This window comes from Brucella thiophenivorans (genome assembly GCF_002252445.1).
Lineage (GTDB): Bacteria > Pseudomonadota > Alphaproteobacteria > Rhizobiales > Rhizobiaceae > Brucella > Brucella thiophenivorans.
Map to the genome: position 1 here is coordinate 159,229 of NZ_NNRJ01000051.1, position 12,722 is coordinate 171,950.

The following is a 12,722-nucleotide window of genomic DNA, read 5'->3' on the forward strand; positions in this document are numbered from 1 at the left end:
CGTGTCGTATGTTTTTGAGTTTCAACTCATCTACATATCGAAGCGTCAATGTTCATTGTCAACAATATTGCCAGTATGGTTCACGAAATACCAATCAGCTTATGATGAGCATTGTTCAAGCTGCTGGTGAGAAAGGTGCAAATATTCCCTGAAATTCTTTCAGTCTCGGTGCCTGATAACCGCCGAGTTTGGAGGTTCTGAGGCCAAGTGCAACGAGACTCTCGCAGAGCTTCACTGCTGCAGTCACGCCGTCGATGACCGGAATGCCATGCTCCTTCGATAGGGATGAAGCAAGATCAGCCATACCTGCGCAGCCCAAAACGATTGCCTCGGCGTGATCGTCGCGCATGGCGCGTGCTATTTCTTCTGAAATTCTACGCCGCGCATCCGAACCCGGAATTTCGAGATCAAGCACCGCCACATCACTAGCTCTGACGCGCGCACAGCGTGTCGCCAAGCCATAACGCGCAAGATTGTGCTCAATGGCTGGAACCGAACGGGAGAGGGTGGTCACTACGCTGAATTTGCCCGCAATCAGGCTCGCCATATGAAAAGCCGCTTCGCCGATGCCGATTACCGGCATGGTGCTTGCGCATCGTGCGGCGTCCAGCCCAGTGTCGTCAAAACAGGCAATGACACACGCATCTGCACTGGGATGTTTCTGCATTTGCCCGATCATGCCGGGAATTGCAAAAACCTCATCGAAATAGCCTTCAATGCTTGGTGGTCCATCTTTGGGGTTCACGGCAATGATATTGGTTTCGGCAAGCGCCACGCTGCGCGCCGCTTCACCAATTTTGAGCGTCATGGACGCGGTTGTATTCGGGTTTATGACAAGTATGTCCATTTCCTCAAACCATCGATTGTTTTTTATCGTTGTGGGATGATTCAGGGCACTTGAGCGCGCCCTGAAATCAGATTTCTCCGCCGAGATAAAGCTTCTTGATACGGTCATCCGAAACAAGTTCCTCGGAATTCCCTGAAAGAACGATCTTTCCCGTTGTCAGCGCATAGGCGCGTTGCGAGATACGCAGAGCCATGCGCGAATTTTGCTCGACCAGAAGCACGCTGACCTTTTCATCGCGGTTAATGGCAACGATGGAGCGCGCAATGTCCTGCACAAGCTTTGGCGCCACGCCAAGCGACGGCTCATCAAGCAAAAGCAGCTTGGGTTTTGCCATCAGTGCGCGCCCAATGACGAGCATCTGTTGCTCGCCACCGCTCATCGTGCCTGCGGCCTGAGAATAGCGCTCTTTGAGGCGCGGAAAACGCCCCAGAACCATTTCCAGCGTGTTAGCGATTTCTGCCTTTGCCGAGCGCGTGAATGCTCCCATCAAAAGATTATCGCGCACGCTCATATAAGGAAAGACCCGCCGTCCTTCCGGCACCATTGCAATGCCCATTTCGACAATCCGATCAGAGCGTGTGCCGTCCAGACGGCTTCCCTCGAAATAGATTTCGCCCTTGCGCAATTTGTTAAGGCCGGTAATCGCCCGAAGAATCGAGGATTTGCCAGCACCATTAGCCCCAATCAGCGCAACGGTTTCTCCTTGATTGACGCTGAGCGATACGCCCTTCAACGCATAGACGTGATCATAATAGAGTTCGGCATCGGTAACTTTCAGAAGCTCTGTCATCTCAGTATCCAATCGTTTCATCTTCTGCGCCGAGATAGGCTTCGATGACTTTTTCGTTCTCCTGAATTTCCTTTGGTGTGCCTTCTGCGATTTTCTGGCCGAAATTAATCACGACGATCCGGTCGGAAATATTCATCACCGCAGGCATGTCATGTTCGACCAAAAGCACCGTGATACCGCGTTCGCGAACAGCGCGCACCATCTCCACTGCCTTAACGGTCTCGTCATGGTTCATACCCGCGAAGGGTTCATCCAGCAGAAGAACCTTGGGTTGTGTGGCCAGACCAATGGCAATACCAAGCGCACGCAAGTGACCATGTGGCAGAGTTTGTGCGATTTCATTTCGCTGTGGCCCCAGACCAAGAAAATCAAGGATTTCATCCGCCGAGCGTTCAAATTCCTGCCGGTCCTCCCGGGCAAGCCCCGTACCGATATAACAACCGAGAAAACTTGCTTTTGCACGCAGGTGATGCGCGACAATGACATTTTCTCGCACTGTCATACCTTTGAAGATCGTCGTTTCTTGGAAGGTTCGGACCACACCTTTGCGGGCTACGATATGCGGAGCAAGGCCGGATATGCGCGCGCCGTTGAACAGGACTTCACCTGTCGTCGGATTAAGGAAAGAGGCAATCAGTTTGAACAACGTGGATTTTCCAGCACCATTGGGGCCGATCACTGAAAGGATTTCTTTTTCCTTGACCGAAAACGAGACATCATTGACTGCGACCAACCCGCCGAAGCGCTTGGTGACGCCTTTGACTTCAAGAAGCGCACTCATAACCGCGTTCCTTTCTTGTTTGTCAGTCGCAGGCTGAGCAGACCATTAGGCAGGAACAGCATCAGGATGATCAGCAGGCTCGAGAAAATGAGAAGCTGAAATTTGCCGGTTTGAAACAAGAAGTCCCAGCCAAAATAGAGAACAAACGTGCCGATGATAGGGCCGAAAACATAACCAAGGCCGCCAAGGAAGCAGTTGAGCATGAAGTTGACGGAGTCCGTCACGGTGAAGCTCGATGGGTAGATTGATTGCGAAATTGCTACAAACATCGCGCCGCCCAGTCCTCCAAGGAAGGAGGAAATCGCATAGGCAAGAACACGCAGATTTGTGATGTTCACACCTATGGAGGAGGCGAGTTCTTCATTTTGTTGCAGCGACTGGCACAAACCGCCGATGCGTGAATGAATGAGCCTGTAAAGCGCTGCAAAGCACAGGACCATCAGAAAGACTGAGACAAAATAGAATGCAGCGCGTGGGTTCTGTAAGGTGGCGAAATCCGGCAGAATAGTGAGGCCGAAGATCGAAATTCCGCCCGGCGGAGGAATGTTCACCATGCCTTTCGCGCCATTGGTGATCGGCAATGCCATAGCGAGCAGGCGTGCGACTTCTGTCAGAACCAGCGTCACCATCGCAAAATAGACCCCGCGAAGGCGAAGGATTGGTATCCCTATCAGAACGCTGGCAAATGCACAGAACAGTCCTGCCAGCGGCAATGTCAGCCAGAAAGACACACCATATTTGACCATGAGAATGGCCGACACATAGCCGCCCATGAGTGCGTAAGCACCCTGACCGATATTGATGCGGCCTATATAGAAGGTGAGCCAGACGCCTGCACTGACGATAGACAGCAACGCGACGGAAGTCAGTGTGTAATAGAGATCGTTACGTCCTGTTATGCTGATCAGCAATGGAATGCCGATGAAAACCAGAGCGAGGAAAGCAACGACGCCGAGAAGTTTTGTTGTCTTTGTCATGATTGCTCCCATCAACCCCAGGGTTTACCCATCAGTCCATTCGGACGCAGGCTTAAGAAGACCATCAGTCCAGCGAAGATTACGAGGTAGGTGATGTCACCATAGGGCCGCAGCACGGTGAGACCGACAGATTCCAGCATTCCGAGAATGAAACCGCCAGCTATCGCGCCGCTCACAACGCCTGCGCCGCCGATCATCACCATCATGAAGGCCTTGATCGAGATTGCGCCGCCTATGCCGGAATTAACTCCGGTAATCGCAACCAACAAGCCGCCAACCAAACCTGCGAGCATCGCCCCCATTGCGAAGCCGATCATAGAATATCGGTCAACATTCACACCCATCAACTGCGCCGCGACGCGGTCCTGCGCAAGTGCTCGCATCGCGCGACCGGGTTTGGTGAATTGCATGAAAAGAACAAAAGCTGCAATGAAAACAACAGCCAATACACCGATCAGAATTCGATCATAAGGGATGATTAGCCAATCTGAGACAAAGACGCCATTGATGATCTTCGGTACACCGCGTTGTTTTTCGCCAAAAAGCAACAAAATCACTGCATCGAGAAAGAACGCGATCGCAGCTGCGAGCAGCATCGTACTCTCATCGCGCAAACTTCGCTTGATAACGGGTCTGAATAAAAACTTTTCAATGAGCGCGCCGACGATCATCAACGTGGCCGCAGATGCAAACAGTGCGACAACAAAAGGCAGGCCAAGCTGGCCGTAGATCGTGTAAGTGACAAATCCGCCGAGCACATACATCTGACCATGCGCAAAATTAAGAACGTTCATGAGTGCAAAGATCAGCGTAAGACCCAACGCAATCAATGCATATTGTGACCCAAGATACAGCCCGTTGACTATGACTTGTTCCATGAAGGCAAACTCCCTCCTGCGGAGAGAGGCGCCTGCCAAAGTCTCCGTGGCGATATATGACGATTGGGAGGAAGAAGCGGGCGTTTCGCGCACCCGCTTCTCAAAGTTTCGTGCTTAGTCGACCTGACCGACGAACAGCGTTTCGAACTTGCCGTCCTTATATTCAGTAACAACCATAGGAATGCCAAGCTGGCGCTTCTGTGTGAAGGACGTGTTGCCAACATATGTAAGCTTGGAATCGTCGCCCTTCACATAAGGGTTGGGCGCTGAGAATGTATCAACGGTCTTCTTGAACTCTTCAACATTATCAACCGCAGCCGGATTAGCTTTCAGCGTTTCGATAATGTACTCAAGAGCATAGACCTTGGTGTTTGATTCATCATTATATTCGCCATAGGCCTTGGTATAACGATCGACAAACTCCTTCATAACGTCTGATGCGATCTCTGGCGTGGATGCACCGCCGACAGAAATAAAGCCATTTGCGAGCTCTCCGGCGCCTTCTTCGAGAACCTTGGCATCCTGAGCTGTTTCGGTGGAAATGAAGCCTTCATAACCAAGTTCACGTGCTGCACGGATCAAAAGCGGTGCATTGCCCGGTGCAACGCCTGAAAGAACCAGAAGGTCCGGCTTTTGCATAATGATTGGAGTCAAAACTGGAGTGAAGTCACGCGTATCGTTCTGATAAGCATCGCTCGTGGAAACCACTTCAAGGCCAAGCGCCTTAGCAGCTTCGATGCCGCTATCACGCTGGCTCAACGGGTCGGATTCATTGGCCGCAACGAAGGCAACGGTTTTAACGCCCTTGTTTTCTTTCAGATATTTATAGATTGCCGGACCCGACTGATAATTGGCAATCATGCCAAGAATGGCATTGGATGCGGGTGGGGTGTAAAGCTCTTTTGGGAAGGAATAAGGGAAATAGATGATCCCTTTGGCTTCTGCGACTGGACGCACGGCTGCCGCACCGTCATCCACATTAGGCCCCACGACATAGTGGACGCCTTCCTGAGCCATCTTTTCCATACCCGCAATGGCGCGCTTGGGATCTTTCTGATCATCGAAGGTTACGACTTTGATCTTGTAATTGTCGTCGCCAATTTTTACGCCGCCAAGTTCATTAAGCCAGTCGGCACGAACCTGCATAGAACGAACATTTGATGTGCCCCATGCAGCCGCTGGACCACTCGTAACACCGACAAATCCGATCTTGAGTTCTTTGTCAGCAGCTTGGGAGGCATTTGCGGAAATAAGCGCGAAAAGTGAAACGGCGCCGAGCGCCGCAGTCTTGATAACTGCGCGTCTGTTAAACATATCTATTCCCCTTGTTTCGTCACCACTCCCTCGTTTTGTGGGGAGAAGCGTGCAAGGATAGAACGCCAGATACCTCGGATTGTCAACAATATTAATTTTTTGGTAAACAATCATGGATGAGTTAATTTATCGACCAGTGAATTAATGACATGCCGATGCTGTATGCTTGATGAGAGAGTGTCCTTGAGCTATTGAAATTCAACGAAAATCAGGGCAGCTTTCAGCTGTTGCAATAACCGATGAGCGATCATGTCTGTCCAGCGCGCAAGTTTCTATATTCTATTGGCACTGGTGACGGTTGCCTTTGCCTGGCTGTTGATACCGTACTATTCGGCAGTACTCTGGGGCATCATTCTTGCGTTGATTTTTTATCCAGTCCAGCAACGACTCGTACGTTTATTGGGTGGACGTAAAAACCTTGCTGCTTTCCTTTCAGTGCTGATGTGCCTCTGTTTGGTCATCTTACCAGCGCTGTTCATTTTTGGATTGCTCGCACAGGAAGGGAATACGCTCTATCAGCGTCTAATCACGCGCGAATTCGATCTCAACAACTATCTTACCCGCATTCTCGCGGCTTTGCCCGATACGCTGGAAGAATGGATGATCCGCTTTGAGTTGGGGACTTTTGCCGAATGGCGTGCGCGTATTACCGGAGGGATCTTGCAAGGCAGTCAGATTTTTGCAAGTCGTCTGCTCAGCTTTGGTCAGAATACACTTCAGTTCATCATAAGCTTTGGCATTATGATTTATCTGCTTTTCTTCCTGTTTCGTGATGGCGAGGAACTTGGCGAAAAGATTCGGCAGGCCATTCCTTTGAGCGAAGATTATAAGAATCAGTTTGTTGAAAAGTTTGCTGCAGTCATTCGGGCGACAGTGAAGGGCAATATTATCATTGCGCTTATTCAGGGCACGATTGGTGGCGTCACATTCTGGTTGATTGGCATTGAAGCGGCATTGCTCTGGGGCGTGCTAATGACGATCTTTTCGCTGCTGCCCGTTGTCGGCGCGTCTCTCGTCTGGGGGCCCGCTGCAATCTGGTTTGCCGTAAACGGTATGTGGCTTCAAACCATTACGCTGGTTTTTGTCGGCGTTCTGGTGATTGGATTGATTGATAATCTGCTGCGTCCACCACTGGTGGGCAAGGGCACCCGTATGCCAGACTTCGTTGTGCTAATTTCAACGATTGGCGGGATTTCTCTCGTTGGAATCAATGGGTTCGTTGTCGGCCCAATGATTGCTGCCATGTTTATTGCAGCGTGGTCGCTTCTCGCTCAGGAACAGAGCAAGCAGCTTACTGCCGGCAAAATCACCGATTAAGCAAAAAATCGTGGGTTAAAAACAAGAACGCCCGCTGCACTGGGAGGAGGAGTGTGCAACGGGCTGATCTGGTAAGCGCGACTGGGAGGAGGAGTGCCGCGCTTGGTGTCCAGTTTCTGGGAGGAGGAGTGAAACCGAACAATTTGAAAATAGGTTTGATGCCCTCCACTTACAAGAGGCTATGCTGCAATGCAGATATGCATTTTTGAATAGCTAAAAAAGAAACCGCCCCGCAGCGATAAACGCGCTGGGGCGGCTCTTCACTCCTCCAAGTGAAGCAGAAAATAACCAGTCATTTTTAAAAAGCAACCCCCGAATGTTTACAGTGAACTTTCAGAAATTACTGAAATTATTGGATGGTGTTGTCGGATTAGCAGTATGTGATAAGGCGATAAGCAAGTTGCGGCCATGATCAGGCATTCAATTTATTGGATGAGATCGGGTATAGCGTTAACCAATACGTCGCTTAAGAACACTCCACGTCGTTTTTCTTAGCATCATACTTCGATTTAAATCGATTATTATCCCTTAAAACACGAGTTAAAAAATTATAAAACACCTCAACCCCACGCCGATAAAGTTGACTCTTAATATCAAGATTAATATAGCCTCAATTAATATGAGTCTTTTTGTCGTCTTAATTATGCCATAAACTGCGGAATGGGGTTTGGAATGTTATTCAGACATGGGCGTACGGGGTATCTGATGGGGACGACAATTCTTGGCGGAATTGTTGGTTTGACATTATTTGGAGCGAGTTCCGCTCTTACACAGCCAGTCAGCGCGCAAGAAACGGAAGAACAGGCGAAACGCAAAGAGAAAACGTTACAGCTCGACACGATTACGATTTCACCAACGATCCAAAATGCGGCTGCCATCAACGCTATGGCATCGACGAGTGTCATTACACAGCGCGATATTGATCGCATTCAGGCAACGACTGCCGCCGACCTATTTCGAGCGACGCCCGGGGTTCACGCGTCTTTGAATGGTGACGATCCGGCAACCTCCATCAATATTCGCGGTCTACAGGAATATGGCCGCGTCGCTGTAACGCTGGATGGTGCGCGTCAGGATTATTGGCGCGTGGGCCACGGCTCAGGTTCGTTCTATATCGAGCCTGAAATGCTTAAGCAGGTAACCGCCATTCGTGGCCCTGTTTCTAATGCTTATGGCTCCGGCGGTATTGGCGGTCTGGTTGCATTTGAAACCAAGGACGCAGGCGATTTCCTACGCGACAGCGAAACATGGGCTTTGAGCGAAAAGCTACGTTATGAAAGCAACGGCAAAGGCTGGATGACCAGCACGGTGGGCGCTTATCGCTTCCATGAAAATTTTGATGTGATTGGCAACCTCAATTACCGTGATAGTGATGCCTATAAGAATGGTGACGGCGATGTGGTCCGCTGGACCGGTGAACGCGTCGTCAGTGGTCTGGGTAAAGTGACAATACGTCCCGCTGAAGGTCATGAGTTGAAGTTTGGCTATTCGCGCCAGAAGTACAGCGACGTGATGACAGGCAGCAGTGGCTCAACGTCTAGCACTTTGTCGCGTTACGATGCCGATACGATCGTCAGCACTTATACGGGCAATTATACCTATAAGCCGGAAGATAACCCGTTCTGGAACCTGTCTGTCAACGCTTATTACACTGATACGGATAATGACCAGTATCAGATCTGGCCGAAAGCCAATATTGGCAAAACCCGTTTCTATGATGTTTCAACGGCTGGGTTCCGTGCTTATAATAGCTCGCGAATTGAAACCGATGCGATGATCCATACCATCACTTATGGTTTTGATTATTATAAGATGCGCGGCGAATCCGACACCGATAACTTTGGTAATGGTGATCAGCAGGCCTATGGCGGCGTGCTTCAATGGCAGGGCGACTACCAGAAGTGGCTCGAACTGATCGGTGCACTGCGTTATGATGGCTACCAGCTTGATGGAACGACAAAAGCAACCAATCTATTGCCTTCGGAAGACGTCAATGTTGACGGCCATCGCGTCTCGCCGCGCTTGAGCGTCGGTGTAACGCCATGGGACGGCGTACAGTTTTACGGCCTGTATTCGCAGGGTTATCGTGTGCCGCATATGCAGGATATGTTCCGTCAGAACGGTGCACATAATGCTGGATATGAGCCAAATCTTCTGCTGAAGCCGGAAGTAGCCACCTCGTTTGAAGCAGGTGTGAATCTCAGCCAAGATGGTATTCTGGATGCGGGCGATCAGGTTCGAGCCAAGCTCAATTTCTTCCACACAGATGTAAAAGATTATATCAATACTGTGAAAAACGGCAATGTAACAACTTCTGAAAATGTCGGTACAGCACGTCTGCGCGGCGTTGAATTTGAAGGCACCTATGACAACTGGTGGGGATACGTCAATCTTGCCGCGTCTTACACGGACGCCGAAATGAAGGACGGCATCTATAAGGGGGATAGTCTCAGCAATACGCCCCTCGACAATTTCAGTGCTACGCTGGGTCTGAAAGCTTTTGAAGAAAAGCTGGTCTATGGCGTGGAATATGAAAGCGTCGGCAAGGTCAATCGTGCACTGACGACGGGTGCCGTGAAAGTATATCCGCGTGTTGACCTCGTGAATGTATTTGCCAACTGGCAGGTCAACGATAATGTGAAGCTTGATTTTGGTGTCGATAATCTTTTCGACAAGGCCTACACAGACGCGCAAACCGGCTGGGCCACGAGCGCCGATATTGATCAGGCGAAGGGGAGAACCTTCAAGATCGCCATCACTGGTCGCATTGGCGGCTAATGTTCCGGGATGAAGGCGGCAATGCTTTCATCCCCTAATTAAATAGAACTGATCGAGAAAGCCCGTGTCACAGCCATCTCCTGAAACTTCCCGCGCATTGTTGAGCCACGCAAGCATTCGCCTGCAAAATGGCGACATCTATCTACCCAACATCGTTGATCGTCTGAACTCTTATCAAGCGCAATATGATACGATCGGCGACAATCATGTATTTGACTTTTCATTCGGACGTATCGAGATCGATAGTAAAACGCATGGCTACCGTGTTGCGCTGCACGCCGACGACGATACAGGCTTGCATCGCCTTAAAGATCTCGCGGCCGTCGCCATCAAACTTTATACAAAGGAAGAAGCACCGGAAATTGTTTGGCAGGGAGACAGGGCAGGAGAGCAGGTTCTTCCGCAGTTCCGTCTGATGCAGGTGATTTCGTCCAGTATGTTCACGCCGCGCATGTTGCGGTTGCGTCTTGCGGGTGAAGACCTCAAGCGTTTTGCACTGTTCGGTGCCATGCATATACGTCTGCTCTTGCCAACCGAACAAGTACCGCAGCCTGTCTGGCCCATTATGGGGCCAAATGGCTTGCCATTCTGGCCGGATGAAACACGCAAACCCGCATCCCGCGCTTATACTATCCGCAACCTCAATATTGAAGTCGGTTGGCTGGAGATCGATTTCTATCTTCACGAAGTCGAGGGGCTTGCCTGTAAATGGGCAAAAGACGTTAAGCCCGGTGATCAGGTTGGTTTGATGGGGCCAGTCGGTCGGCCTCTGCGCCACGCAAGCCGCTATCTTATGGGGGCTGATGCAACAGGTCTGCCGGCAATCGGACGGATGCTTGAAGAGTTTTCGGCTGACGTGACGGGCAGGGTGGTGATTGCGGTCGACAGCGAAAAGGATGTGCAGCCACTTGTTCATCCGGAAGGGTTTTCCGTAGATTGGATTATTGATGCCGATCAGAAACGAGCTGCTGAAACGCTGACAGAGGTTTTATGTGAAGCCGAATGGCCTGAAGGCCCCGACAGCTTCGGCTGGTTTGCCGGCGAGGCAGATCAGGCGAAAGTCATCCGCCAGCATTGGCGTCAAACGCTCGGCAAAAGCCGGGAGGAAACGCTCGTTGCAGGCTATTGGCACAAGGATGCTACAGGCTTCATGGCTGGCTAAATAAAAAGCGAAATATCTGAGTTTTAAAGCGCTGATTTTGTTCAAACAGATTGGCTCTTTATCCTTTCACTTGTGAGCATAATAAGTTAGGCACCCTACAAATTGCTATTGAAGGAGCCGCGCCATGGCTGACTTGTTGAAACGTTTTTCGAGCTATTACAGGCCGCATCGCCGCCTGTTCATGCTGGACTTTTCAAGCGCTGTGGCAGCAGGACTTCTAGAACTTGCATTTCCGATTGCGGTTACGATTTTTATCGATCGTCTCCTACCAACCGGGGAGCTTGGCATCATTTCATTTGCAGCCATCGGCTTGTTAGCGATCTATGTATTGAATGCAATTTTGCAGGTTGTTGTGACCTATTGGGGGCATATGCTCGGTATCAAAATTGAAACCGAGATGCGGCGCAAGGCTTTCGACCACCTTCAAAAACTATCTTTCGGCTTCTTTGATAATCAGAAAACCGGACACCTCGTAGCAAGGCTGACCAAGGATCTGGAAGAAATTGGAGAAGTGGCTCACCACGGCCCCGAAGATTTATTCATCGCTATCATGACGCTGATTGGTGCTTTTGCGCTTATGATGTGGGTTCATGTGCCATTGGCACTGATTACAGCACTAATCGTCCCGCTATGTGCCTATGTCACCATGCGTTATGGTGGGCGTATGACGACGAATTGGCATGCACTTTATCGACGCGTTGGCGACTTCAATGCGCGTATTGAAGAAAATGTCGGTGGTATTCGCGTTGTTCAGGCCTTCACCAATGAAGATCATGAGCGCAAGCTGTTTGCCGAAAGCAACGAAAAATATCTCAACACCAAACTTGCCGCTTATAAGATTATGGCTGCTTCCATGTCGCTTTCGTATCTGTCGATGCGGTTTGTGCAGGTTGTGGTCATGCTGGCCGGCGCATGGTTTGTCGTGCATGGCGAACTGACGGCTGGCGGCTTTGTTGGCTTCCTTTTGCTGGTCAATGTCTTCTTCCGTCCCATCGATAAGATTAATTCGGTCATTGAAACGTACCCCAAGGGTATCGCCGGTTTTCAGCGCTATTGTGAGTTTCTCGATACGCGACCGGATATTGCAGATCGTGCAGACGCAAAATCAGTCGAACGACTTAAGGGCGATATTGAATATCGCGATGTGAGCTTTGGCTATAGTGATGCCCGCCCGATTTTGAGTTCCCTCAATTTGTCTATCAAAGCCGGTGAAACAATCGCGTTTGTCGGTTCTTCAGGTGCAGGAAAGACCACTATCTGCTCCATGCTGCCGCGTTTCTACGATGTTACAAAGGGTGAAATCCTCGTTGATGGCATCGATATTCGCAACATGACATTGAAGTCGCTGCGCTCAAATATAGGTATCGTCAGTCAGGACGTATTTCTCTTTGCAGGCACCATCCGCGAGAACATTGCTTATGGTCGTCTTGATGCCAGCGATGAAGAGATTATTGATGCTGCGCGCCGTGCGCGGCTTGATGGCGTGATTGCAAATCTTCCCGATGGCTACGAGACGGTCATTGGCGAGCGCGGCGTGAAACTGTCTGGTGGACAAAAGCAACGTCTGGCGATTGCGCGTATTTTCCTCAAGAACCCGCCGATCCTTATTCTGGATGAAGCAACTTCTGCCTTGGACACAGAAACCGAACGGGCTATCCAGCAATCTCTTGCTGATCTATCAATCGGGCGCACGACGCTTGTGATCGCGCATCGGCTTGCAACGATTATCAATTCCGATCGTATTCTTGTTGTCGAAGGTGGCGAGATCATAGAACACGGCAGTCATCAAGAGCTGCTTTCCGTAAAGGATGGTCGTTATAAGCGCCTTCACACAGCACAATCTGCATCAATAGATGGTATGCTATCCGCTTAACGTTA

General features: G+C 50.2%; 10 protein-coding genes. 4 read left to right on the plus strand and 6 right to left on the minus strand.

The genetic code is table 11. The features are described from left to right. Window positions 1-115: 115 nt before the first annotated feature. The 6 genes from CEV31_RS14815 to CEV31_RS14840 all read right to left on the minus strand — a co-directional run bounded on the left by CEV31_RS14815 (window position 116) and on the right by CEV31_RS14840 (window position 5,587). Window positions 116-847, minus strand: a complete 732-nt coding sequence (locus tag CEV31_RS14815; RefSeq protein WP_094507871.1) for an aspartate/glutamate racemase family protein — start codon at window positions 845-847, stop codon at window positions 116-118. Window positions 848-914: 67 nt separating this feature from the next. Next, a complete protein-coding gene (locus tag CEV31_RS14820; protein ID WP_094507873.1) occupies window positions 915-1,637 on the minus strand; it encodes an ABC transporter ATP-binding protein in 723 nt (240 codons plus the stop codon). A gap of 1 nt (window position 1,638) precedes the next feature. After that, entirely contained in the window at window positions 1,639-2,418 is a 780-nt protein-coding gene (locus CEV31_RS14825) for an ABC transporter ATP-binding protein (RefSeq protein ID WP_094507875.1), read from the minus strand. Further along, the gene (locus tag CEV31_RS14830; RefSeq protein WP_094508558.1) at window positions 2,415-3,395 is read right to left on the minus strand and encodes a branched-chain amino acid ABC transporter permease; all 981 of its coding nucleotides are present in this window, start codon (window positions 3,393-3,395) and stop codon (window positions 2,415-2,417) included. The genes CEV31_RS14825 and CEV31_RS14830 overlap by 4 nt, the downstream gene beginning before the upstream one ends. Before the next feature lie 11 nt (window positions 3,396-3,406). Further along, window positions 3,407-4,273 carry a branched-chain amino acid ABC transporter permease gene (locus CEV31_RS14835; protein ID WP_094507877.1) on the minus strand — a complete coding sequence of 289 codons (867 nt, stop codon included), beginning with the start codon at window positions 4,271-4,273 and terminating at the stop codon, window positions 3,407-3,409. Window positions 4,274-4,387: 114 nt separating this feature from the next. Next, on the minus strand, window positions 4,388-5,587 hold the full coding sequence (locus CEV31_RS14840) for an ABC transporter substrate-binding protein (RefSeq protein ID WP_094508560.1): 1,200 nt from the start codon (window positions 5,585-5,587) through the stop codon (window positions 4,388-4,390). A 249-nt stretch (window positions 5,588-5,836) separates the two neighbouring features. Here CEV31_RS14840 and CEV31_RS14845 point away from each other — a divergent pair, with 249 nt between their 5' ends. From CEV31_RS14845 to CEV31_RS14860, 4 genes are all read left to right on the plus strand, one after another. Further along, the gene (locus CEV31_RS14845) at window positions 5,837-6,904 is read left to right on the plus strand and encodes an AI-2E family transporter (protein ID WP_094507879.1); all 1,068 of its coding nucleotides are present in this window, start codon (window positions 5,837-5,839) and stop codon (window positions 6,902-6,904) included. Window positions 6,905-7,609: 705 nt separating this feature from the next. Further along, window positions 7,610-9,682: a TonB-dependent receptor domain-containing protein gene (locus CEV31_RS14850; protein ID WP_235818119.1), complete on the plus strand. Its 2,073-nt coding sequence runs from the start codon at window positions 7,610-7,612 to the stop codon at window positions 9,680-9,682. A gap of 64 nt (window positions 9,683-9,746) precedes the next feature. Then, window positions 9,747-10,844: a siderophore-interacting protein gene (locus tag CEV31_RS14855; RefSeq protein ID WP_143850955.1), complete on the plus strand. Its 1,098-nt coding sequence runs from the start codon at window positions 9,747-9,749 to the stop codon at window positions 10,842-10,844. Window positions 10,845-10,968: 124 nt separating this feature from the next. Continuing rightward, window positions 10,969-12,717 (plus strand): ABC transporter ATP-binding protein, encoded by a 1,749-nt coding sequence (locus CEV31_RS14860; RefSeq protein ID WP_094507885.1) that lies wholly within the window; start codon window positions 10,969-10,971, stop codon window positions 12,715-12,717. Window positions 12,718-12,722: the final 5 nt, after the last annotated feature.

What these genes read in the sequence shown, in the direction of transcription:
- CEV31_RS14825 (WP_094507875.1), bottom strand. Translation starts at nt 2,418, where the DNA reads ATGAGTGCGCTTCTTGAAGTCAAAGGCGTCACCAAGCGCTTCGGCGGG.
- CEV31_RS14860 (WP_094507885.1), top strand. Translation starts at nt 10,969, where the DNA reads ATGGCTGACTTGTTGAAACGTTTTTCGAGCTATTACAGGCCGCATCGC.
- CEV31_RS14830 (WP_094508558.1), bottom strand. Translation starts at nt 3,395, where the DNA reads ATGACAAAGACAACAAAACTTCTCGGCGTCGTTGCTTTCCTCGCTCTG.
- CEV31_RS14815 (WP_094507871.1), bottom strand. Translation starts at nt 847, where the DNA reads ATGGACATACTTGTCATAAACCCGAATACAACCGCGTCCATGACGCTC.
- CEV31_RS14835 (WP_094507877.1), bottom strand. Translation starts at nt 4,273, where the DNA reads ATGGAACAAGTCATAGTCAACGGGCTGTATCTTGGGTCACAATATGCA.
- CEV31_RS14850 (WP_235818119.1), top strand. Translation starts at nt 7,610, where the DNA reads ATGGGGACGACAATTCTTGGCGGAATTGTTGGTTTGACATTATTTGGA.
- CEV31_RS14845 (WP_094507879.1), top strand. Translation starts at nt 5,837, where the DNA reads ATGTCTGTCCAGCGCGCAAGTTTCTATATTCTATTGGCACTGGTGACG.
- CEV31_RS14840 (WP_094508560.1), bottom strand. Translation starts at nt 5,587, where the DNA reads ATGTTTAACAGACGCGCAGTTATCAAGACTGCGGCGCTCGGCGCCGTT.
- CEV31_RS14820 (WP_094507873.1), bottom strand. Translation starts at nt 1,637, where the DNA reads ATGACAGAGCTTCTGAAAGTTACCGATGCCGAACTCTATTATGATCAC.